15 protein-coding genes and 1 rRNA gene are annotated in these 23,369 nt (G+C 73.3%); 13 read left to right on the plus strand and 3 right to left on the minus strand.

Annotated elements, in window-relative coordinates:
* From rrf to IF01_RS0103160, 4 genes are all read left to right on the plus strand, one after another.
* Positions 1 to 70 (plus strand): 5S ribosomal RNA (gene rrf / locus IF01_RS51770); the annotation flags it as partial.
* A gap of 169 nt (positions 71 to 239) precedes the next feature.
* Positions 240 to 1,697, plus strand: coding sequence for a glyceraldehyde-3-phosphate dehydrogenase (locus IF01_RS0103150; protein WP_030391672.1), 1,458 nt, complete (start codon positions 240 to 242; stop codon positions 1,695 to 1,697).
* Between the two features lie 455 nt (positions 1,698 to 2,152).
* Positions 2,153 to 3,760, plus strand: a complete 1,608-nt coding sequence (locus tag IF01_RS0103155; RefSeq protein ID WP_244215413.1) for a glycosyltransferase family 2 protein — start codon at positions 2,153 to 2,155, stop codon at positions 3,758 to 3,760.
* Between the two features lie 121 nt (positions 3,761 to 3,881).
* Positions 3,882 to 6,953, plus strand: a complete 3,072-nt coding sequence (locus IF01_RS0103160; protein ID WP_244215414.1) for an acyltransferase family protein — start codon at positions 3,882 to 3,884, stop codon at positions 6,951 to 6,953.
* Between the two features lie 118 nt (positions 6,954 to 7,071).
* Here the strand turns inward: IF01_RS0103160 and IF01_RS0103165 are convergent, their stop codons facing one another.
* Positions 7,072 to 7,953: an SDR family NAD(P)-dependent oxidoreductase gene (locus IF01_RS0103165; protein ID WP_030391675.1), complete on the minus strand. Its 882-nt coding sequence runs from the start codon at positions 7,951 to 7,953 to the stop codon at positions 7,072 to 7,074.
* A gap of 58 nt (positions 7,954 to 8,011) precedes the next feature.
* Between IF01_RS0103165 and IF01_RS0103170 the strand changes: the two genes are divergently transcribed.
* The 9 genes from IF01_RS0103170 to IF01_RS0103210 all read left to right on the plus strand — a co-directional run bounded on the left by IF01_RS0103170 (position 8,012) and on the right by IF01_RS0103210 (position 20,836).
* Positions 8,012 to 8,686 (plus strand): TetR/AcrR family transcriptional regulator, encoded by a 675-nt coding sequence (locus IF01_RS0103170; RefSeq protein WP_030391676.1) that lies wholly within the window; start codon positions 8,012 to 8,014, stop codon positions 8,684 to 8,686.
* A gap of 142 nt (positions 8,687 to 8,828) precedes the next feature.
* Positions 8,829 to 9,623 carry a DUF5995 family protein gene (locus IF01_RS46645; RefSeq protein WP_051754867.1) on the plus strand — a complete coding sequence of 265 codons (795 nt, stop codon included), beginning with the start codon at positions 8,829 to 8,831 and terminating at the stop codon, positions 9,621 to 9,623.
* Positions 9,624 to 9,720: 97 nt separating this feature from the next.
* Positions 9,721 to 10,437: a flavodoxin family protein gene (locus tag IF01_RS0103180; RefSeq protein ID WP_030391678.1), complete on the plus strand. Its 717-nt coding sequence runs from the start codon at positions 9,721 to 9,723 to the stop codon at positions 10,435 to 10,437.
* 105 nt (positions 10,438 to 10,542) lie between these two features.
* A complete protein-coding gene (locus IF01_RS0103185; protein WP_094745467.1) occupies positions 10,543 to 12,120 on the plus strand; it encodes an APC family permease in 1,578 nt (525 codons plus the stop codon).
* 289 nt (positions 12,121 to 12,409) lie between these two features.
* Entirely contained in the window at positions 12,410 to 13,636 is a 1,227-nt protein-coding gene (locus IF01_RS0103190; protein ID WP_051754949.1) for a family 2 encapsulin nanocompartment cargo protein terpene cyclase, read from the plus strand.
* Between the two features lie 15 nt (positions 13,637 to 13,651).
* Positions 13,652 to 14,533, plus strand: coding sequence for a geranyl diphosphate 2-C-methyltransferase (locus tag IF01_RS0103195; RefSeq protein ID WP_030391681.1), 882 nt, complete (start codon positions 13,652 to 13,654; stop codon positions 14,531 to 14,533).
* Between the two features lie 358 nt (positions 14,534 to 14,891).
* Positions 14,892 to 15,806, plus strand: coding sequence for a hypothetical protein (locus IF01_RS0103200; RefSeq protein ID WP_037778873.1), 915 nt, complete (start codon positions 14,892 to 14,894; stop codon positions 15,804 to 15,806).
* Between the two features lie 84 nt (positions 15,807 to 15,890).
* Positions 15,891 to 17,819 (plus strand): HSP90 family protein, encoded by a 1,929-nt coding sequence (locus tag IF01_RS0103205; protein WP_051740124.1) that lies wholly within the window; start codon positions 15,891 to 15,893, stop codon positions 17,817 to 17,819.
* The gene (locus tag IF01_RS0103210; protein ID WP_030391684.1) at positions 17,819 to 20,836 is read left to right on the plus strand and encodes an ATP-binding protein; all 3,018 of its coding nucleotides are present in this window, start codon (positions 17,819 to 17,821) and stop codon (positions 20,834 to 20,836) included. Before IF01_RS0103205 ends, IF01_RS0103210 begins: the two co-directional genes overlap by 1 nt.
* 54 nt (positions 20,837 to 20,890) lie before the next feature.
* On the opposite strand, the gene IF01_RS0103215 is transcribed toward IF01_RS0103210, so the two are convergent.
* The gene (locus IF01_RS0103215) at positions 20,891 to 22,108 is read right to left on the minus strand and encodes a carbohydrate-binding protein (RefSeq protein WP_157855169.1); all 1,218 of its coding nucleotides are present in this window, start codon (positions 22,106 to 22,108) and stop codon (positions 20,891 to 20,893) included.
* 331 nt (positions 22,109 to 22,439) lie between these two features.
* Entirely contained in the window at positions 22,440 to 23,333 is an 894-nt protein-coding gene (locus IF01_RS0103220; protein ID WP_051740125.1) for a LysR family transcriptional regulator, read from the minus strand.
* Positions 23,334 to 23,369: the final 36 nt, after the last annotated feature.

The following is a 23,369-nucleotide window of genomic DNA, read 5'->3' on the forward strand; positions in this document are numbered from 1 at the left end:
GGAAGCTAAGCCTCACAGCGCCGATGGTACTGCAGGGGGGACCCTGTGGGAGAGTAGGACGCCGCCGAACAATCATTGTGAAGAACCCCCGTCGGGAAATCGGCGGGGGGTCTTTGCGTTCTGCCCTATTTGTCACCCTGTGTGATTCTTGTCATGCGGGCCAGGGGGGGACCCGTTTCGGCTGGTGGGGCGGGTCGCGGTTAGCATGTGAACACCCTCCTAGCTCGAAAGATGGACTTGTGACTGTCAACGACGACGTGTTCACGGACTGGAAGAACCGCGAGGAGATCGCGGAGTCGATGATTCCGATCATCGGCCGACTGCACCGGGAGCGGGACGTCACTGTCCTGCTGTACAGCCGCTCCCTGGTGAACAAGTCGGTGGTCAGCATCCTGAAGACCCACCGGTTCGCCCGCCAGATAGCCGGCGAGGAGCTCTCGGTCACCGAGACGCTGCCGTTCCTGCAGGCGCTGACCACCCTGGATCTCGGCCCCTCCCAGATCGACCTCGGCATGCTTGCCGCCACCTACCGCGCCGACAGCCGCGGTCTCTCGGTGGAGGAGTTCACCGCGGAGGCCGTCGCCGGCGCCACCGGTGCCAACAAGTTCGAGCGCCGCGAGTCGGGCCGTGACGTCGTGCTCTACGGCTTCGGCCGGATCGGCCGCCTGGTCGCCCGTCTGCTGATCGAGAAGGCCGGCTCCGGCAACGGCCTCCGGCTGCGGGCCATCGTCGTCCGTGGCGGTGGGGACCAGGACCTCGTGAAGCGCGCCTCGCTGCTTCGCCGTGACTCCATCCACGGCCAGTTCCAGGGCACGATCACGGTCGACGAGGCGAACAGCACGATCGTCGCCAACGGCACCGCGATCAAGGTCATCTACGCCAACGACCCGTCCGAGATCGACTACACGGTCCACGGCATCCGGGACGCCATCCTGATCGACAACACGGGCAAGTGGCGGGACCGCGAGGGCCTGTCGAACCACCTCCGCCCGGGCATCGAGAAGGTCGTCCTGACGGCCCCCGGCAAGGGCGACGTGCCCAACATCGTGCACGGCGTCAACCACGACACCATCAAGCCGGACGAGCAGGTCATCTCCTGCGCCTCCTGCACCACCAACGCGATCGTTCCGCCGCTGAAGGCGATGGACGACGAGTTCGGCGTGCTGCGCGGCCACGTGGAGACCGTCCACTCGTTCACCAATGACCAGAACCTTCTGGACAACTACCACAAGGCCGACCGTCGTGGCCGCTCGGCACCGCTGAACATGGTGATCACCGAGACCGGTGCCGCCTCGGCCGTCGCCAAGGCGCTGCCGGACCTCAAGGCGAAGATCACCGGCAGCTCGATCCGCGTGCCGGTTCCGGACGTCTCGATCGCCATCCTGAACCTCCAGCTGTCCCGCGAGACCGACCGCGAAGAGGTGCTGGACTACCTCCGCAACGTCTCGCTGACCTCCTCGCTGAAGCGCCAGATCGACTTCACCACCGCCCCGGACGCGGTGTCGAACGACTTCATCGGCTCGCGCCACGCGTCGATCGTCGACGCGGGTGCCACCAAGGTCGAGGGCGACAACGCGATCCTCTACCTGTGGTACGACAACGAGTTCGGCTACTCCTGCCAGGTCATCCGGGTCGTCCAGCACGTCTCGGGCGTCGAGTACCCGACGTACCCCGTCCCGGCGGTGCCGGCGGTCTGATTCGGGTGGATCGACGTCGGCGGGACCCCTCGTAGGGGCGCGGACATGAACAGTGGGGCGGCAACCGGTGATCCGGTTGCCGCCCCACTGGCGTTTCCGGGTGTCCGGAGGGTCGGGTGGAGCGGATGTTGGAGGAGTGTTAACGCCCGCGTGACCTGCTGCTTCGCGGAAGGGGGTGAGGTGGCGCGGAGGTGACGTCCGGCCGCTGGAGGATGGATCAATGGTCTATACCAATGCGGTACTGTGGCCGTTGGAGCTGTCAGAAACACGGCTGTGGGGGCCATATGACTGTCCGACAAGTTACGTCCATTTCATCTACTTCATCCTCTTCCTCCTCTCCTCCGACGCATCTGCCGCAACCGCCGGACGACCAGGAGCTCTACTGGTACTTCGGGCCGCAGCGGCGGTGGGTGCTGGTCGCGAGTTCGGCGGCGTTCGTTTTCACCGCCGGGACGATGTTCACGTTCGCGCTGCGGACGCCAGCGCTGTGGGTGTTCCTCGCCGTGCTGGGACTCAATGTCGTCGCGCTGGCGCTGTCCTCGGTCAACAGCCTGCGGCAGCGGCGGCTCACCCGGCAGTCCCACGAGGTGCTGGTGCACGCGTGGGCGCCGGAGGAACTGCCGACCGTCGACCTCTACCTGCCGACCTGCGGCGAGCCGCTGGACATCCTGGAGAACGCCTACCGGGCGGTGGCCGAGGTCGACTGGCCCGGTGCGCTGACCGTCTGGGTGCTCGACGACGCCGACCGGACCGAGGTCGCCGACCTGGCGGCCGCGCACGGGTACCGGTACGTGGTGCGGCCCGACCGGGGGCACCTCAAGAAGGCCGGCAACCTCAACCACGCGCTCACGCTCAGCACCGGTGAGCTCATCGCCATCCTCGACGCGGACTTCGCGCCCCGGCCCGACTTCCTGCGCCACCTCGTCCCGTACTTCGCCGACCCGCGGATCGGCATCGTCCAGAGCCCGCAGTGCTTCGACACCGACGAGTCGATGAGCTGGATCGAGCGCGCCGCCGGTGCCGCGCAGGAGTGGTTCTTCCGCTGGATCCAGCCCTCCCGCGACGCCAGTGACGCCGCCATCTGCTGCGGCAGCAACGCCGTCTACCGGCGGGTCGCGATCGACCGGGCCGGCGGGTTCGCCCGGCTCGACCACAGCGAGGACCTCTTCACCGGGCTCGGCCTGTACGCCCAGGGCTACCGGACGCTGTACGTCCCGGTGCTGGTCGCCAAGGGCACCTCGCCCGACAACCTCGCCTCGTACGTCAACCAGCAGTACCGCTGGGCGATGGGCAATCTGCACCTGCTCGGCTCGCCCGAGCTCAAGCGGATCGGCGCGCCCTGGAGGATGCGGCTCTGCTTCTACGAGGGCATCGTCGGCTACCTCGCCGCCGCCGTGAACATCTTCGTCGCGCCACTGCCGCCGCTGGTGATGATGTTCTGGTACCCGGAGCAGATCCGGCCCTGGCACGTGCTGCCGATGCTGGCGCCGCTCTGGCTCTGGCACGTGCTGCTGCCCCGGGTCAGCCGTACCCGCTGGCGGATCGAGGTGATCCGCTCCAACGTGCTGATGAGCGTCGCCGCCGGGGTTGCCTTCTGGCACACCCTGCGCGGTCGCAGCGCGGCCTGGGTGCCGACCGGCGCCGCCGGTTCGGCCGGGCCGGACGCGACGGGGGCCGGCGCGCCCGCGGCGCGGAGCAAGTCCCGCTCCGGCGGGATGGCGCGCAAGGTCGTCCTGGTCTCGCTGGCCTGGCTCGGCGCCTCGCTCGGGGCCGCCGCCGTCGGCCTCGGCCTGGCCGTCTCGCAGTACGGATGGGCCCCCAACTGGGGTCTCGGGCTCTACCTCGCGGTGCAGGCGCAGATCGGTCTGCCGCTGATCCGCGACCTCGTCGGCGAGGTGCGCGGCACCGCCCGCCGCGACGACGTCACAGCCGGGCCGAAGGCGCCCCGGTCAGGCATGCTGCCCCGCCGCTGGCCGGAGGGGCTGGCCGCCACCGCCACGCTCGTGCTCACCGCTCTGCTCGCGTCCGGCTGGGTCCGGCCGATGCTGCCCTGGCTGGGTTGAAAGGTCGCCTTCTTCCATGTCGTCACCTCCCAAGTCATCACCTCCGAAGTCATCACCTCCGAAGTCATCACCTCCCGACTCGTCACCTCCCGACTCGTCACTGCCGGAACCGTCGACCCTTGTGCCCGAGCTCGCGCCGGATGCCTTCACCATCCCGAGCCAGCGGACCGCCGGCGGTCGCGCCGGTGACGCCGGTCGCGGCGGCCGCTTCGGCCGCGCTCTCTCCCGGGGTTCCGATGCCCCGGGCCGGGCGCACCGGTCGGCCGGGTTCCGTCCCGACATCGAGGGCCTGCGCGCGCTGGCCGTGCTCTCCGTGCTCGCCTTCCACGCCGCCGTCCCCGGGCTGGCCGGCGGCTTCGTCGGGGTCGACGTCTTCCTCGTCGTCTCCGGCTACCTGATCACCGGCCTGCTGCTGCGCGAGGCCACCACCACCGGCCGGATCCGGCTCGGCGAGTTCTTCTCCCGCCGGGCCCGCCGGCTGCTGCCCTCGGCCGCGATCGTGCTCGGCGCGGTGGCACTGTTCGGTGCCTGGCTGACGGTGCCGCTGCGGCGGGCCGACCTGGAGTACGACGTGCTCGCGGCGGCGCTCTCGGTCGGCAACTGGCGCTTCGTCGCCCAGCAGACCGACTACCTGGCCGCCGGGCGGGACGAGAGCCCGCTGCTGCACTTCTGGTCGCTCGCCGTGGAGGAGCAGTTCTACCTGGTGTGGGGTCCGCTGCTGGCCCTCACCGCCTACCTGGTGCTGCGGGTGGCGCGGCGCGGCCGGGCGGACGGGCGCGGGCGGGCGGTGCGGCCGGTCGCGGCGGCGCTGGCCGCCGTGCTGACCGTCGGGTCCTTCGCGCTCTCGCTGCGCTGGACGCACGACTCCGTCTCGCTCGCCTACCTCGGAACTCCCTCCAGGGTCTGGCAGTTCGGGGTCGGCGCGCTGCTGGCCCTGCTGCCCTGGCACCTGCTGCGCGGGCCGCGCCCGCTGCGGGCGGTGGTGGGCTGGGGCGGTGCGGCGGCCGTGGTGTGGTGCGTGCTGGCGTACGACAGCGGCACCCCGTACCCGGGCTGGGCCGCGCTGGTGCCGACCCTGGGCACGGCGGCCGTCATCCTGGCCGGTACGCCGGGGCGGGAGGGGAGCGCGGCGCCCGGCTACGGCGTGGACCGCGTCCTCGGCCTGCGGGTCCCGCGCGCGATCGGGCGGCTCTCCTACAACCTCTACCTGTGGCACTGGCCGGTGCTGGTCCTGGTGGGCGCGAAGTTCGGCCCGCTGGACTGGCCGGTGAAGGTGGCGCTCACCGCCGCCTCGGCGCTGCCCGCCGCGGCCGTGATGCGGTGGGTCGAGCAGCCGCTGCGGCACAGCCGCACCCTCTCCGAACTCCCGCGCCGGGGGCTGTCCCTGGGTCTCGCCGCGGTGGTCATCCCGGTGGTGCTGGCGCTGGTCGTCGGCACCGGGACGCTGCGGCTGCTCGGCCCGGCGGCGCCGGTCGACCTCCAGGGGCTGCCGCCCGGTTCGCCGGACGGCACCTCGCTGCTGGTGCGCACCGCGGCCCCGGCCAAGGGCGGTCCGGCGGTGGTGCCGGACGCCGTCCAGGCGCGCAAGGACTTCCCGCCGGACGGCGAGTGCGAGGTCGACCCGGCGGCCACCACCAGCCCCGACTGCCGCTTCGGCGTGGTCGGCAGCCCGGACCGGATCGTGCTGCTCGGCGACTCGCACGCCGGCCAGTGGTTCTCCTCGCTGCTCGCCCTCGCCGCCGAACGGCGCTGGGAACTGGAGGAGTTGGTCAAGCAGGGCTGCCCGCTGCCGGAACTCTCGGTGGTGAACCCGCAGTTGGGCCGGACCTACCGGGAGTGCGACACCTGGCGGGCGAACGCCCTGACCCGGCTGGCCGAGGGCCCCAAGCCCCGGCTGATCGTGGTCTCCACCCTCAACCGGTACACCGACGACCGCGAGACGGTGCTCCAGGGCTGGGCGAAGACCCTCGCCCCGCTGCGTGAACTCGGCGTCCCGATCGTCTACTTGCGCGACACCCCGATTCCCGGGACGGACGTGCCGGCCTGCGTCTCCGGCCACACCGACGACCCGGCGGCCTGCGAGTTCCCGCGCGACAAGGCGCTCTGGGCGGACCCGCTCGCGGACGAGATCGCGGCCGGCCGGATCCCGGGCGTGCGCGCGGTGTCGGTCAACGACGTCATCTGCCCGGGCAGCGGCCGGAGTTGCCCGGCCGTCCTGGAGCGCATCCTGCTCTACCGCGACGACACCCATCTGACCAATGTCGCGGCCGTCGTCCTGACGCCGCGCCTGGAGCGGGTGTTGACGGACGCGGGCGCCCTGCCGCCGCGCGCCGCCGCCGGTACCGCTAGCAGCACTTCCCCGGCGCCGGACGCGTCCGGCTGGACCCAGCTGCTGCGCGACGACTTCGACGGAGCGGCCGGCAGCCGCCCGTCCGCCGCGAACTGGCAGTACGACCTCGGCACCTGCTACCCGGGCTGCCCGGCCGCGCAGTGGGGGACCGGCGAGGTCGAGACCATGACCGACTCGACCGACAACGTCCGGCTCGACGGCCGGGGGGCGCTGGAGATCGTGCCCACCCGGGACGCGGCGGGCCGCTGGTCCTCCGGCCGGATCGAGTCCCGCCGCGCCGACCTCGCCCCGCCGCCCGGCGGTGTGCTGCGGATCGAGGCCGGGATCGCCCTGCCCGACGTCACCGGTCCGGCCGCCGCCGGCTACTGGCCCGCCTTCTGGACCCTCGGCGGCGAGCTGCGCAACGGGTACACCGGCTGGCCGGCCATCGGCGAGCTGGACATCCTGGAGCAGGTCAACGGCCGGGACTCGGTCTTCGGCACGATGCACTGCGGCGTGCTGGACGGCGGGCCCTGCCAGGAGCCGCGCGGCCTCGGGTCGGGCGACCAGCCCTGCGGCGCCGAGTGCCGCAGCGGCTTCCACCGCTACGCGGTCGAGGTCGACCTGAAGCCGGGCGCCGAGGAGGTCCGCTGGTACCTCGACGGCCGGGTGCACCACCGGGTGACGGCCGCGCAGATGGACCGCGCGACCTGGGACCGGGCCGTCGGCCGGGGCCTGTTCCTCATCCTCAACGTCGCCGTCGGCGGCAACCTCCCGGCCGCCTTCGGCAGCTCCGTCACCCCGGCCACCGAGCCGGGCCACCCGATGCGGGTGGACTACGTGTCGGTGGCCTCGAAGCAGTAGCCGACCCGCCGGGCGGCCCGCCCGGCGGCACGACCCGGCCCCGGCCGAGGAGCTCTCTCCGCTCCCCGGCCGGGGCCGTTCCACGTCCGGTCCCTTGCATCGGCCCGCCGGCGGGCGGTCAGGCCGCCGCGTCGGGCGGGAAGGCGACCGGGTAGGGCTCGGCGAAGTCGGCGGAGCGGGCGACCTCGCGCCACCTGGTGTCCTCGGCGAGGAGCCGGCGGTCCTGGGCGAGGGAGTACTCGACCGCGTTGACCCCGAGCGGCAGGTGGTCCGGGATGTCGCGGCGGTCGGCCATCCGGACCAGGATCCCGGCCGCACGGACCGGGTCGCCCGCGGCGCCGTCGCCGCCCTGCCGCAGCCGGGCGTTGACGGCGCCGACCGTTTCCTCGTAGGCGGCCGGGACGTCGTGGACGGTCATCGAGGAGCCGGCCCAGTCGGTGCGGAAGCCGCTGGGTTCGACCACCAGCACCTTCACCCCGAACGGCGCGGTCTCGGCGCGCAGGACGCGGCTGAACCCGTCGATGGCGAACTTGGCGGCCTGGTAGGAGGCGATCCCGGGGGACCCTCCGACCCGGCCGCCGACGGAGGAGAACTGGATCACCAGCCCGCTCCGCTGCTCCCGCAGCAGCGGGATCGCGGCCTTGGTGACGTGGTAGACACCCCAGAAGTTGGTCTCGAACTGGGCCCGGAAGTCGGCGTCCTCGGTGGTCTCGATCGGCGAGACATTGGCGTAGCCGGCGTTGTTGACCAGTACGTCGATCCGGCCGAAGCGGCTGTGGGCCTCGGCGAGCGCCGCCCGGGCGGCCGCCGGGTCGGTGACGTCGAGCGCGATCGGCCGGATCCGCTCGCCGAACTCCTCGGCGAGGTCGGCGAGTTGCTCGGGGCGGCGGGCGGTGGCGGCGACCCGGTGGCCGGCCTCCAGGGCCGCGCGGGCGAGGGTGCGGCCGAAGCCGCGGGAGCTGCCGGTGATGAACCAGACCTTGCTGTCCTTGCTGTCCATGCCGTTAGTAAAACACTGTTGCGCTAATAGTGCAACGGCGTTGCGCTACGATGGGCGGGTGACTGCACCGGAGTTCCAGCGCGCCCGCTCGCCCGAGGCCAAGCGACAGCGCGAAGCCGCGATCCTGGAGGCGGCGCGAGCCCTCGGCCGCGAGCGCGGCATCAGGGAGGTCTCGCTGACGGACATCGCCGCCGCGGTGGGGATGCACAAGTCCGCGTTGCTGCGCTACTTCGAGACGCGCGAGGAGATCTTCCTGCGCCTGACGGCGGAGGGCTGGGACGAGTGGTCCCGCGCGCTGTCCGCCCGCCTGCGCGACACCGCCGAACCGGGCCCGGCCCCGGTGGCGCGGGCCTTCGCCGCCACCCTCGCCGCCCGCGGGCCGTTCTGCGACCTGCTCGCCCACGCCCCGCTCAACCTCGAGCGCAACGTCTCCCTGGACGCCGTCCGCGACTTCAAGCTCGCCACCCTCGCCGCCCGGGGGCCGATCACGGCGGCCGTCCGCGACCGGCTGCCGGCCCTGGACGACCGGGCCGTCACCGACCTCGTCGCCACCGCCGTCTCGCTCGCCGGTGCGCTCTGGCAGATCGCCAACCCCGGCCCCGAGGTCGCCGCCCTCTACCGCGGCGACCCCCGCCTCGCCCACGCCGTCGTCGAGGTCGAACCCCGGCTGGCCCGCATCCTGACCGCGACCCTCACCGGCCTGCTCGCGGCGGCGGACGAAGCGGCCGGCTGACGGGGGCGGCGGCAGGCTCACCGGGCGGGCCGACTGATCGGAACGGGTGACGGTGGTGGGGCGTCCACCGGGGCGGCGGATCCGGGGCGGTGACGGTGTGTATAGGTGACAGCCGGAGAACCGCGACGGAAGGACCGCCCCCATGGCTCAGTCACACGCCAGGCCCGCGCAGAGCGTCGACGAGGTCGTCGAGCGGATGCGGGCGATCGGGGCGCGGCTGGACCCCGGGGACGGGATCGCCTGCTTCAACCGGATGCATCTGCGGATCGCCGCGCTGGTGGAGCGACGGATCGCGGCCGGCGAGGTCCGGGACCCGGCGTTCGTCGAGCGGCTCGGGGTGCTGCTCGCCAACCAGTACTTCGACGTGCTGGACGCCGCCGAAGAGGGACGGGAGGTCGGCGACGCCTGGCAGCCGCTGGTCGACGCCCGGGACGACCGGAGGGTGTGGCCGGTGCAGTTCGCCTTCGCCGGGACCAACGCCCACCTTTGCCACGACCTGCCGCTCGCCGTCGTCGAGACCTGCATCGAGCGCCGCACCACGCCCGACACCCCGCCGGTGCAGGAGGACTACGTCCTGGTCGGCGAACTGCTGGTGCGGGCGGAGGCAGAGGAGCGGGCCGGGTTCGAGCAGCGGATCGCCGGGGTCGCCGCCGGGGCGGCCGAGCCGCTGCGCCACCTGGTGGGGGCGTTCTCGACCGCCCGGGCCAGGGAGGCCGCCTGGGCCGCCACCCTGTCGCTCTGGCACCAGCGCAACATCCGGCCGCTGTTCGACGCCACCCTCGCCGCCGTCACGGCGGGCACCGCGCTGGCCGGGCGGATGCTGGTCACCCCGGTCCCGGTGACGGCACCTGAGCCGGTGCCGGAGTCGGGGCCGGTACCGCAGCCGGGCCCGGCGTCGGAGTCGGGGCCGGCGCCGGGGTCGTCCGGGGCGGAGTGAGGCGGGCCCGGTCGGCGGATCCCGGCGGGCGGGCGGCGCGGGCCCGGGGTGGAGTGGTGGGTGACCCGACCCGTCGAAGGACCTGGAGAGGCCGCCGATGTCCCCCTCGCCCGCCCGGTACGACGATCTGACCGCCATGGTGATCAACTGCACGCTCAAGCGCTCGCCCGAACGCAGCCACACCCAGGGGCTGATCGACGTCAGCACCGGGATCCTGGAGCGCCAGGGCGTGCGGGTGGACGTGGTCCGCGCGGTCGACCACGACCTCGCCACCGGGGTCTGGCCGGACATGACCGAGCACGGCTGGGAGACCGACGACTGGCCGGTGCTCTACAGCCGGGTGATGGCCGCCGACATCCTGGTGCTGGCCGGGCCGGTCTGGCTCGGCGACAACTCCTCGGTGATGAAGCAGGTGATCGAGCGGCTGTACGCCTGCTCGTCGATCCTGAACGAGCACGGCCAGTACGCGTACTACGGCCGCGTCGGCGGCTGCCTGATCACCGGGAACGAGGACGGCGCGAAGCACTGCGCGATGAACGTGCTCTACAGCCTCCAGCACCTCGGGTACGTCATCCCGCCGCAGGCCGACGCGGGGTGGGTGGGGGAGGCCGGGCCGGGGCCGTCCTACCTGGACGCGGGTTCGGGCGGGCCGGAGAACGACTTCACCAACCGCAACGCCACCTTCATGAGCTGGAACCTGCTCCACCTCGCCCGGATGATCAAGGACGCGGGTGGGATCCCGGCCCACGGCAACCAGCGCTCCGAGTGGGACGCGGGCTGCCGCTTCGACTTCGAGAACCCCGAGCACCGCTGACCGTGACCGGGCGATCACCGGCCAGGAGAGGAACGGCTCCCGGGCGTACGCTGATCTCATCGACCCCGTAAGCACCTCTGCGTGCAGGATCAGGGGGTGGGAACCGTGCCGGAACCCCACGGCGGACACACTCCGCCGCCCGCCGCACCCACTGTCGTCAGCTCCCGTGCCGGTGAGAAGGGCCTGAAGACCGGCGCCCTCGGCCTGGTCTCCTCGGTGGCCATCGGCCTGGCGAGCACCGCCCCGGCCTACAGCCTGGCCGCCACGCTCGGCATCATCGTGGTCGGGGTCGGTCTGCAGGCGCCGATCATCACCGTGCTCGCCTTCGTCCCGATGCTGCTGATCGCGTACGCGTACAAGGAGCTCAACGCCTCCGACCCGGACTGCGGCACCACCTTCACCTGGGGCGCGCGGGCCTTCGGGCCGCGCACGGGGTGGATGGGCGGCTGGGGCATCGTGATCGCGGACATCATCGTGATGGCGAACCTCGCCCAGATCGCCGGCGTCTACGGCTTCCGGCTGTTCGGCTTCGACGGCCTGGCCGAGAACACCGTCTGGACCACGATCGCCGGGGTGGTCTGGATCATCGTGATGACGGCGATCTGCTACGTCGGCATCGAGATCTCGGCCGCCCTGCAGCGCTGGCTGCTGTGCATCGAGATCGTGATGCTGGTGTTGCTCTCCGTCACGGCCCTGGTCAAGGTGTACGGGGACCACCCGCCGGACACGGCGATCCACATCAGCGGATCGTGGTTCAACCCCTTCGAGGTGACCTCCACGACGGCCTTCACCGCCGGCATCCTGGCCGCCGTCTTCATCTACTGGGGCTGGGACACCGCCGTGTCCGTGAACGAGGAGACCGCGGACGCGGCGCGCACCCCGGGGCGGGCCGCCGTCCTCTCCACCGTCCTGCTGCTGCTCATCTACGCCCTGGTCTCCACCTCGGCGCAGGCCTTCGCGGGCATCGGGACGGAGGGCATCGGACTGGGCAACGAGGACAACGCGGGGGACGTGCTGTCCTCGCTCGGCGGCGCGGTGTTCGGCAGCGCGGGCCTCGGCTGGTTCCTGACCAAACTCCTGATCTTCATGGTGCTGACCTCCTCCGCGGCCTCGACCCAGACCACCATCCTGCCGACCGCCCGGACCACCTTCTCGATGGCCGCGCACCGGGCCGTCCCCCGCCAGTTCGCCCGGGTGCACCCGCGCCACCGCACCCCGACCTGGTCCACGGTCGCCATGGGCCTGGCGTCGATCGCGTTCTACGTGCTGCTCACCGCGATCAGCGGGAACGTGCTCGCCGACTCGATCGCCTCGGTGGGCCTGGCCATCGCGTTCTACTACGGCCTGACCGGCTTCGCCTGCGTCTGGTACTACCGCAGGGTGCTCACCCGGAGTGTGCGGGACTTCGTCTTCAAGGGCCTGATGCCGCTGCTCGGCGGCCTGATGCTGCTGTACTTCTTCTGCTACGGGGCCTTCGACGTCTACGCCGACCCGGACTACGGTTCGACCTCGATCGACCTGCCGCTGTTCGGGGAGACCGGCGGGGTGACCGTGATCGGCATCGGCGCGCTGCTGCTCGGCGTGGTGCTGATGCTGGTCCAGTGGGCGGTCGACGGCTCCTGGTTCCGGCACCCGGACGTGCCGGTGGAGGCGGCGGACCCGGCCGACGCCCCGCGGGGCTGAGGTTCCGACCGGCGGGGTCGAGGCTCCGACCGGCGGGGTTGGGGCCCCGACGGTCCCGGTCCGCAGGGCCCCCCGGGGGGGCCTTCTCGGCAGGCCCGCTCCGAACCGATCATCTGATGCGCGGTTTCAAACGCAACACATGCACACGTTCACCCTTTCGAGTGCACAGGATCATGCGAAGCGGCTCAGATCGTTCCGCCCCGCCTACGGTTGGGCAGCAAGCGAGGACGGGGCGGCCGCACGCGGAGACCCCCTTCCTCCGGGCCGTGGCGACGACCGACGACCCGTTCTGACGTGTCCCCCTTACACACGAGGAAGGTTCTCCCATGCCCGTGGCCACGAGCGGCGAGACCCCGCAGACGTCGCAGCACCCGCACCCCGGTCGCCGTCCGGCGGTGCGGTCATGAGCGGCACGGCGCTGGAGCAGATCCTCCGCGGACCGAGCGGTCTGGGCACGGCCGGACTTGGTCTGACGCCACGTCAGGAGCCCGCCGCTGCACCGGAGTCGGCGACACCGGCGGCATCGGGGAAGCCGGGCGTCGGCGACCCGATCCCCGGGCTGTACTTCCACCCGGTCGCCGAGCCGGACCCGGTGCGGGTCGCCGAGGTGAGCCGGCGGATCAAGCTGTGGACCGAGGAGGTGGAGCTCTTCCCGCCGGACTACGAGGAGGAGTTCGACGGCTTCTCGGTCAGCCGCTACATGGTCGGCTGCCACCCCGACGCGCCCAGCGTCGACCACGTCATGATCGCCGCCCGGCTGATGGTCGCCGAGAACGCCGTCGACGACTACTACTGCGAGGACCACGGCGGTTCGCCGATCGGCCTCGGCAGTCGGCTGCTGCTCGCCCACACCGCGCTCGACCCGGTGCACACCACCGCCGAGTACCAGGGGGCCTGGCAGGAGTCGCTGGCCTCGGACGCGCCCCGGCGCGCCTACCGCTCGGCGATGGAGCACTTCCACCGGGCCGCCACCGCCTCCCAGTCGGACCGGTTCCGGCACGACATGGCGCGGCTGCACCTGGGCTACCTCGCCGAGGGCGCCTGGGCCCAGGAGGAGCACGTGCCGGAGGTGTGGGAGTACCTGGCGATGCGTCAGTTCAACAACTTCCGCCCCTGCCCGACCATCACGGACACCGTCGGCGGCTACGAGCTGCCCGCGGACCTGCACGCCCGCCCCGCCGTGCAGCGGGTCATCGCGCTCGCCTCGAACGCCACCACCATCGTGAACGACCTGTACTCGTACACCAAGGAGCTGTCCAGCCCGGGCCTCCACCTGAACCTGCCGGTGGTGATCTCCGAGCGCGAGGGGGTCGGTCACCGCGACGGCTACCTCAAGGCCGTCGAGGTGCACAACGAACTCATGCACGCCTTCGAGGCGGAGGCGGCCGCACTCGCCGCCACCTGCCCCGTCCCGGTGGTGGTGCGCTTCCTGCGCGGCGTCGCCGCGTGGGTCGACGGCAACCACAACTGGCATCAGACCAACACTTTCCGTTACGGCCTGCCCGACTTCTGGTAACCAAGGAGCTGAACCGTGTCCGTCACCGACACCACCCCCGTGAACCGCACCACCGTCCCTGGTCCGGCCACCCCGTACCAGGGCGACATCGCCCGTTACTGGGACCACGAGGCCCGGCCGGTGAACCTGCGCCTCGGCGACGTCGACGGCCTCTACCACCACCACTACGGCATCGGCGATGTCGACCACACCGCGCTGGGTGCGCCGGACGACAGCGAGCGGGAGAAGAAGCTCGTCGCCGAGCTGCACCGGCTGGAGTCCGCCCAGACCGACGTGCTGCTGGACAACCTCGGTGACATCCGCCCCGAGCACACCCTGGTCGACGCGGGCTGCGGCCGCGGCGGCTCGATGGTGATGGCCCACCAGCGCTTCGGCTGCAAGGTCGAGGGCGTCACCCTGTCCGCCAAGCAGGCCGAGTTCGGCAACCGGCGGGCCAAGGAGCTCGGCATCGACGGCTCGGTGCGCGCCCAGGTCCGCAACATGCTGGACATGCCGTTCGACACCGGTAGCGTCCGGGCGTCCTGGAACAACGAGTCCAGCATGTACGTCGACCTGGAGGACCTGCTCGGCGAGCACTCCCGGATCCTGTCGGTCGGCGGCCGCTACGTCACCATCACCGGCTGCTGGAACCCGACCTACGGCCAGCCCTCGAAGTGGGTCTCCCAGATCAACGCCCACTTCGAGTGCAACATCCACTCCCGCCGCGAGTACTTCAAGGCGATGGCCGACAACCGCCTGGTGCCGAACGCGGTCATCGACCTCACCGCGGCCACCCTCCCGTACTGGGAGCTGCGTGCCACCGTGCCGTCGCTGGTGACCGGCATCGAGGAGGCGTTCATCAACTCCTACAAGGACGGCTCCTTCCAGTACCTGCTGATCGCCGCCGACCGGGTCTGATCCCGCGTCGCCGCACGGCGAGGACCCGGCCCGGCCGCACGGCGGCGGGCCGGGTCCCGTGCGTCCGGGGCCGTCCGGGGGCGTCCGGGGGAGTCCCCGAGGGCGTCCGGGGAACGTCCTGGTGCGTTCGGGAACAGGGCTGGTCGACGGGACGTCGGAGGCGCGTGATATGCAGTGCATCCGAGTGGCCACTGCGAGGCCATACGAACGAAACCGCTGACCGTCCCGGTCGACGAGGTCTCAGGGGGGCCGCACCATGTCCTTTTTCCGACGCCGATCAGCCGATGACGCCCCGGCGGGTCCGGCCGGCCGTCGGAGCCGCGGCCTCGGGCGGAAGGCGCCGCGCGGCCTCACCCCGGTGCTCGACCTCTCGCACGGCGACGAGGAACTGCGCCGGCTGCGCGCCCTCGCCGACGCCGGCGACTGGAACGCGGTCGGCTCCGTCCTCGCCGAGATCGAGGACGCCGCCGAGCTGACCTGGCTGCTCCACCGGCTCTCCTCCGTCGAGGGCACCGAGCGCTGGCTGGCCGCCGCCGTCGCCGAGCACCCCGAGGACACCCTGCTGCTGCTGTTCTCCGGCGCCCGGCACATCGCCTGGGGCTGGGAGGCCCGCACCGGACAGCGCGCCCAGCAGGTCACCGAGGCGCAGTGGGAGCTCTTCCGCGAGCGGCTCGGCACCGCCGAGGAACAGCTGCTGGAGGTGGCCGAGCGCGAACCGTCCTGGCTCGCCCCCTGGTTCTTCCTGCAGATCGGCGCCCGCGGCGCCTCGCTCGGCCGCGGCATCGCCACCGCCCGCTTCGACGCCGCGCTGCGCCGCGACCCCGAGCACCTCGCCTCCCACCAGCAGCGGCTGCAGCAGCTGTGCGCCAAGTGGGGCGGCTCCCACGAGGAGATGCACGCCTTCGCCCGCCGGGCGATGCTCGACGCCCCCGAGGGCAGCCCGCTCGGCGAGATCGTCGCCCTCGCGCACCTGGAGCACTGGCTCGACCTGCCCGGCGGCGAGGACCACGCCTACCTGACCGGCCCGAGCGTCCGCGCCGCGCTGCGCGAGGCGGCGCTGCGCTCCGTGCTGCACCCCGCCTACCGGCGCCGGCGCGACTGGCGGGCCACCCACAACGCCTTCGCGATGGTCCTCTCGCTCGCCGACGAGCGCGAGCTCGCCCACGCGGTGTTCGCCACCCTCGACGACGTCGTCACCGACTGGCCCTGGTACTACCTGGGCGGCGACGAGGCCGAGAACTTCCGCACCCACCGCGACCGCTGCGCACCCTAGGGGCCCGGCCTCCCGGCCCCGTGACGCCCGGTCCCGCGACCCCGGCCGCGGCTGCCGCCGGGAGCCGTCGTGCCGCCCCTCCCCATGCCCGAACCGCCCTTGCGATCGAAAGAGCCACCGGTGTCCCCATCCGAGAACCCGACGAGCGCGCACACCTTCCAGGTCGACCTGCGCGGCCTGGTCGACCTGCTCTCCCACCACCTCTACTCCAGCCCCCGCGTCTACCTGCGCGAACTCCTGCAGAACGCGGTCGACGCCATCTCCGCCCGGCAGGCCCTCGACCCGTCGGCGCCCGCCGCGATCACCGTCCGCACCGACCAGGGGCTGACCGTCACGGACACCGGCATCGGCCTGACCGAGCAGGACGTCCACACCTTCCTCGCCACCATCGGCCGCAGCTCCAAGCGCGACGCCGACGGCCGCCTCGACGGTGACGGACTCGCCCGCGCCCGGGGCGACTTCATCGGCCAGTTCGGCATCGGCCTGCTGGCCTGCTTCGTCGTCGCCGACGAGATCACCGTCGTCACCCGCTCCGCCGCCACCCCCGACGCCCCCGTCATCGAGTGGCGCGGAGGCTCGGACGGCCGCTACACCATCCGCACCCTGCCGTCCGAGGCCAAGCCCGAGCCGGGCACCACCGTCCGGCTCGCCCCGCGCGCCGACGCCGCCGAGTGGACCCGCACCGACCGGGTGATCTCGCTGGCCCGCGACTTCGGCAGCCTGCTGCGCCACGAGGTCACCGTGGTCGACGGCCGGGGCGAGACCACCCGGGTCAACCACACCCCGCCGTGGGCCGACCGGCACGGCTCCCCGCTGGCCCGCCGCGAGGCGCTGGCCGCGTACTGCCGCTCGACCTTCGACTTCACCCCGCTCGACACCATCGAGCTGGACCTGCCGCTGGTCGGTCTGCGCGGTGTCGCCTACGTCCTGCCCGACGCCGTCCCGCCGTCCCGCCGGGCCGGGCACCGGGTGCACCTCAAGGGCATGCTGCTCTCCGACCACGCCGACGAACTCCTGCCCGACTGGGCGTTCTTCGTCCGCTGCGTGGTCGACACCGACGGCCTGCGGCCCACCGCCTCCCGTGAGGGCCTGTACGCCGACGAGATGCTCGCCGCCGTCCGCGACGCGCTCGGGGCCCGGATCCGCGACTGGCTCACCGGCCTGTCCGCCAGCGACCCGGCGCTGCTGCACCGGTTCATCTCGGTGCACCACCTGGCCGTCAAGGAACTCGCGCGCTACGACGACGAGTTGCTGCGGATGCTGCTGCCCTGGCTGCCGTTCGAGACCACCGACGGCAATGTCACCCTGGACGAGTTCGCCCGCACCCACCCGGTCGTCCTGGTCACCCGCACCGTCGAGGAGTTCCGCCAGGTCGCCCCGATCGCCGGCGCCGCCGGGCTCGGCGTCGTCAACGGCGGCTACACCTACGACCGCGACCTGGTGCACCGGCTGCCCGAGATCCGGCCCGGCACCTCCGTCGCCGACCTCGACCCCAGCACCGTCACCGCGCACCTGGACGCCGTCGACCCGGCCGCCGAACTCGCCGCCTCGGCCTTCCTCGCGGTGGCCCGCGAGGTGGTCGGCCGGTTCGACTGCGACGTCGCCCTGCGCAGCTTCCACCCGACCAGCGCGCCCGCCCTGCTGCTCGACAACCGGGAGGCCAGGCACGAGCGCGGCCGCGCCCAACTGGCCGAGGAGGCCGACGGGTTGTGGGCCGACATCCTCGGCTCGCTGCGCGCCGAGGTGCCCCGGGCGCAGCTGGTCCTGAACCACCTCAACCCGCTGGTGCGCCGGGCCGCCTCGATCGTGGACCGCGAACTCGCCGTCACCGCCGTCGAGACGCTCTACGGGCAGGCCGTGCTGCTCACCCGCCGGCCGCTCACCTCCAGCGAGAGCGCCCTGCTCAACCGCTCGTTCATCAGCCTGCTGGACCACGCGATGCTCGGCCACGAGGCCGCCGGCCGGGGCACGCGCGGTCCGCAGGACCCGCTGGGCCCGCAGAAGGAGGCGTGATGCTGGACACCATCGACGCGGTGATGGCCGCGCTGCGCGACAACGACGCCCGCCCCTACGGCCGGCAGCGGACCGTCACCGCCGAGGAACTCGTCGACGCCGCCGACCAGTTCGACGACACCGGGCTGCGCGCCATGGCCCTCCTGGAACTCATGGAGGCCTACGAGTACGACGGCGAGCGGAGCAAGGCCCCGGTGGTCTTCGCCCGCGTGCTCAGGCTCTGGGACACCGACCCGGGCAGCTTCGGCGAGTGGGCGACGCAGCAGGTGTTCTGGCGCTTCAAGTGGGTCGCCACCTCGCTGCTCGGTACCCCGGACGTGCCGCTCGCCTCGGTCCGCCGCTGGCACGGGGAGATGCGCGACCGCTACCGCGCCGCCGGGCACGGCCTCCAGCCGTACTACGCCCAGCGCTTCCACCTCGCCGCCCACATCGGCGAGGACGTCCAGGACGCCTACGAGCTGTGGGCCGCCCGGCCGCGCACCGAGCTGAGCGACTGCCACGCCTGCGAGGTCCGCGCCGCGGCCTCCCACCTGGTGCGCCAGGGCGACGACGCGGCCGCGCTGGAGGCCTGGCGGCCGGTGCTCAGCGGTGAGAGCACCTGCGCCGAGGAGCCCCATGTCAGCCACGCCCAGGCGCTGCTTCCGCTGCTGCGCCAGGGCCGGCTGGACGAGGCCCGCTCCAGCCACCTGGTCGGCTACCGCTTCGCGCGCGGCAAGAGCGGGCTGGCCCGCTCGGTCGGCCAGCACATCGAGTTCTGCGCGCTGTCCGGCAACGAGCCGCGCGGGCTGGAGATCCTCGCCGAGAACCGCGACCTGTTCGGCGTCACCGGCGACCCCAGCGGCCGGCTGGACTTCCTCACCGGCGTCGAGGTGCTGATCGCGGGCCTGGAGCGGGCCGGCCACGGCGCGCTCACCGTCAGCGGCCCGCCCGGCACGAGCTGGACCGTCGACACCCTGCTCGCCCATCTGCGGACCGAGGCCGACGCCCTGGCCGCCCGCTTCGACGCCCGCAACGGCACCGCGGCGGTGGGCTCCCGCCGCCGCGACCGGCTGGCCCGACGGCCGCTGCTCGCCGAGCCGCTGGCGCTGGGCGTGCGGGCCGCGGCCGCGCCGGAACTGGCCGCCGTCCCGGTCGTGCCGGCGGTGCCGGTCCGGGAGGCCGAGCCGGAGCCGGAGGACTTCGCCGCGCTGGTGCTCCGCGCCCGCGAGCTGCAACTGCTCGGGCACCCCGACGCGGACCGGCTCTGGCGGCGGATCGGCGAGCGGCTCACCGCCGAGGGCGAGGCCGCGGTCGCGGGTGCGGCCGACGCGGACCGGCTGGGTACGGTCGGGCAGCTGCGCGCCGAACTCGCCGAGCGGCGGGCGCACGCGGCGCTCGACCGGGAGGACTGGGAGGAGGGCGTCGCCGAACTGCGGGGCGCCGGTGACCTCTTCGAGCGGGAGGGGCTGGCCGGGCGGGCCCTGGCGGCCCGGACCCGGGCCCTGGTCGCCGTCCTGGTCGGGGACGATTCGGGGGACGGCTCGGGGAACGACTCGGCGGACGATTCCGGGGACGGCTCCGGGGACGGCGACGCGGCCGGGACCGCGCGGGCCGTCGACTGGGCGGCCCTGGACGCCGCCCTGGCGCGGGCCGAGGAGCTGGCCGCCGCGCCCGGCGGCCCCGCCCTCGCCGACGACGACTACCTGGTCGTGCTCCAGTGCCGCGCCTACGCCGCGCACCACGAACTCGTCCTGGCGCTGCCCGAACCGCCCGAGGAGCCGCCCGCCGAGCAGGCCGGGCGCTTCGCGCTCGCCGTCGCCGCCTACCGCGAGGCGGCCGCCGCCAGGGGCTCCGTGCGCCGGCTGACGGTGGCCCGCCAGTACGCCGCGGACGTCGCCGCCCGGCAGGGCCGGATCACCGAGGCGGCCGAGGAACTGCGCACCGTCATAGCCGAGTTGGAGCAGGCCGGGCAGCCCTGGCACACGCCGCGCGCGTACGGGCTGCTGGGGCAGGCGCTGCTGCAGAACGGCGAGCAGGCCGAGGCCGTGGAGGTGCTGCACCGGGCCCTGGCCGCGGCCGCCCGCTGGGCCGACGAGTCCTACCCGTTCGCCGCCACCTATCTGATGGCCGGGCACGCCAGCGCCCACCTCGGGGACACCGGTGCCGCGATCCGGGCGCTCTCCGAGGCCGCCGGGCGCTTCGACCGCAAGGGCCCGGCCGCCGCCGGGGACGCGGCCAGGACCAGGCTGCAGCTCGCCGACCTGCTGAGCAGCGCCGACCGCACCGCCGACGCGGTGGCCGTCCTGGAGTCGGTGCTGGCCGACGCGGCCGCCGCCGGACCGGAGGACCGGCTGTTCGCCCAGGCCAGGCTGGACCTCGCGCGCGGCCTGTACACGCTGGACGAGTACCGGGACGCGGCCGAGGAGTACCTGCGGCTGGCCACCCTGCTGGAGGGCTGGACCGAGGACCTGCACCTGCGCACCATGGTCGCCGCGGAGGCGGCCGTCGCGCTCGCCCTCGCGGACCGCTGGGAGGCCGCGCACGCCGCGCGGTCCCGGGCGCTCGCCGCGCAGGAGCAGTGGCCGCAGACCGGTCCGGTCTCCGCGATGCTGCGGCAGTTCGCCCGGCTCGTCGTGCAGCGGGAGGGGGCGGACGGGCTGGAGCAGGCCCTGGCCCGGCTGGCCGAGGCGGACGCCGTGCGCGAGCGGGCCGAGCGGGTCGAGCCCGACGCCGACGCCTGGTACCTGCGGGCCTCCGTCCACTACGAGCGGGCCCGCGCCTACGCGGTGGCGGACCGCTACGAGGAGGCGCTGACCGAGGCGGACCTCGCGATCACCGCCTACGAGGCGGGCGGCGAGCGGGCCGAGACCCCGCGCGCTGAGGCCGTCCGGCTGGCCGCGCTGATCGAGGGCACCGACCTCGGCCGGACGTCGGCGGCCCGGGCGCGGCTCGCCGCCGCCGTCGAGCGCTGCCGCAAGTACGGGCTGGAGGAGGCCGCGGAGATCCTGGCGGACCTGCGCGAGCGGCTCGCGGACTGACGTGCCGGCGGGCGGGTGGGGCGGGCCGTCGCGGCCCGCCCCACCGTCACGGGCTCAGCAGGGGCCGTCGTCCCCCCAGACGCCCCACTGGCCGCTCGCGGTCGGCACTTCGTTCAGCGTCCACCACTTGGCGTGGTACTTGTGGCCCTGGTAGGAGACCTTGGCGCCGCCGGTGTAGACGGTGGCGCTGTCCCAGGGCTGGTCGAGGCAGCTTCCCGGGCTGGTCGGCGGCGTGGTGGGCGGGGTCGTCGGCGGCGTCGTGGGAGGTGTGGTCGGCGGGTTGGTGGGCGGGGTCGCCCCGGCGAAGCGGACCGTGAACTTGGTGAAGTCCCAGTCGTTCTGCGCCACGCTGGAGCAGGAACCGGAGAGCCCCGGGTCGACCGGACCCGGGCACTGCCGGTCCCGGTTGACCGACCAGTAGGTGTAGCGGGCCAGCTTGTGCGCGAGTGCGAAGTCCAGCACCGCCTGGAAGTCCGCCTGCCGGAAGTACTCGGCGGCGTCGGTGCGTCCGTTCATCAGCGAGACGCCCTCGTGCGCGTAGGCGTCCGCTTCCGACCAGCCGAAGGTGGTGCGCAGCAGCTGGTTGAACTTCACCAGCGCGTCGGTCTGCGCGGCCGCGCCGCTGAAGCCGCCGTCGAACGGCATGATCGAGTAGTTGTCCGGGGTGAAGCCCTGCGCCTTGGCCTCGTTCAGCATCTGCTGGCCGAACCAGCCGGTGCCCGCCGCCGTGGTGCCGGCCGTGGTGATCGAGATGTAGAGCCCCGGGTTGTTGCGCTGCAGGATGCGGGCCGCGCCGATCTCGTTGTGGATCGCGGCCGTGTTCTCGTACTCCGGCTCCTCCAGGTCGAAGTCGATCGCCTTCAACTGGTACTTGTCGACGACCTTCTGGTACCCGGCGGCGGTCGCCTCCGGCGTCCCGCAGGTCTGGCCGAGCTTGGTGCCGCCGTAGCCGCCGATCGAGACGGAGACGTCGCCGCCCTTGGCCCGCACGGTCCGGATCACGGCGGGCATGGTGGTGTCGGTGTCGATCGGGGACGTCCCGCCCCAGGACGGGACGCAGCCGCCCTTGTCCAGGATGAACGCCAGCTGGAAGGCCTTCTGGCCGGTGGCGTCCATCACCGTCGAGACGTCCGGCGGGCTGTTGTCCTCGGGCATCAGGTACGGCGCCGAGGCGTACCAGTTGCTGCCGATGCCGCCCGCGGCGGCCGCGGACGCGGTCCCGGTGCCGGCGGTGGCGACCAGGCCGCCGCCGGCCAGCGCGCCGGCCACCAGGCCGAGCACCCCGGCGGCGGCGAGGACGCTGCGGGGGGAGCGCAGGCGGGGCCTTCGGTCGGAGGGGTGCGGGAGCTGGGGCGGGTTCGGCTTTCGGTCCGGGTGTGGGGGAAGTGCACGTTCCATCGGGATCTGCCTCTCCAGGAAACGGCGGACTGCGGCCCACCCGCGCCGACTGTGGGGGCGGCGCGCCGGGCCGACGGCGCCCCGCGCCGGGGCCGGGCCGCCGCGAGGCCCTCACTGGTATAGACCTGTCCTGAGGAGCCGTCAACCGCCCCGGCCGCTGCTCCGCGTGCGACCGGGCTGCCTGTCCGGAGCTCCGGCCCGTCGCTCAGCGCCGCGCGGCGGGCTTCCCGGGACCGGGGTGCAGCGCCGCCAGCAGGCCCGTCACCGCCGGGGACCAGGGCCGCCCGGCCGGGCCGGTGAGGGTCAGGGTGCGGTACGCGGCCGGCCGGATCGGCACCAGGACGCAGTCCGGCGGCAGCATCGGCTGCGCCAGCGCCGGCATCACCGAGACACCCACCCCTGCGTGCACCATGCCGATCAGCGTGTTGAGGTCGCGGATCCGGTGCCGGGGCGCGAAGCGGACGCCGGCCCGGCGGTAGGCGTCCCGGATGTGCCGTTCGCAGCCGCCCTCCGACAGCAGGAAGTCGTCGTCCTCCAGGTCCGCCACGTCGATGCCGGCCTCGCCCGCGAGCGGGTGGTCGCGGCGCAGCAGCGCGTGCATCGAGTCGGCGCCGAGCGGCACCGCCCCCGGCAGCAGCCGGTCGACGTCCACCAGGACCGCCGCGTCCACCGTGCCGGTCTCCAGCCAGACGGCCAACTCGTGGTCCTCGCCCTCGAAGACCCGCACCGTCAGCCGGGGGTGCTCGGCCCGCCAGTCCCGCAGCAGGGCCGGCAGCAGCCCCTGGCAGACGGTGGTCGGCGCGGCCAGCCGCACGGTGCCGGTCAGCCCGCCGCTGTGCTGCTCGGCGATCGACCGGACCGCCGCGGCGGAGGCGACCGCCGTCCGGGCGTGCGGCAGGATCCGCTCGCCCAACGGGGTCGGCCGGGCGGGTGCGCCCCGGTGCAGCACGGGCGCGCCCAGCACCCGTTCCAGCGCGGCCACCGCGTGCGAGACCGCCGACTGGCTCACGCCCAGCTCGGCCGCCGCCGACCCGAAGCCGCCCGCGTCCGTCACCGCGACCAGCGCCCTGAGCTGGGCGAAGTTCACCTCCTGGGTCATGAGACTTCCTCATTCCTGCCGCACCGCCACTTGTTG

This window comes from Kitasatospora purpeofusca, from assembly GCF_000718025.1.
GTDB classification, from domain to species: Bacteria; Actinomycetota; Actinomycetes; order Streptomycetales; family Streptomycetaceae; genus Kitasatospora; species Kitasatospora purpeofusca.

Coding starts and splice junctions, on each gene's coding strand:
- IF01_RS0103155 (WP_244215413.1), top strand. CDS start 2,153: ATGTTCACGTTCGCGCTGCGGACGCCAGCGCTGTGGGTGTTCCTCGCC.
- IF01_RS0103180 (WP_030391678.1), top strand. CDS start 9,721: ATGTCCCCCTCGCCCGCCCGGTACGACGATCTGACCGCCATGGTGATC.
- IF01_RS0103210 (WP_030391684.1), top strand. CDS start 17,819: ATGCTGGACACCATCGACGCGGTGATGGCCGCGCTGCGCGACAACGAC.
- IF01_RS0103220 (WP_051740125.1), bottom strand. CDS start 23,333: ATGACCCAGGAGGTGAACTTCGCCCAGCTCAGGGCGCTGGTCGCGGTG.
- IF01_RS0103165 (WP_030391675.1), bottom strand. CDS start 7,953: ATGGACAGCAAGGACAGCAAGGTCTGGTTCATCACCGGCAGCTCCCGC.
- IF01_RS0103205 (WP_051740124.1), top strand. CDS start 15,891: ATGCCCGAACCGCCCTTGCGATCGAAAGAGCCACCGGTGTCCCCATCC.
- IF01_RS46645 (WP_051754867.1), top strand. CDS start 8,829: ATGGCTCAGTCACACGCCAGGCCCGCGCAGAGCGTCGACGAGGTCGTC.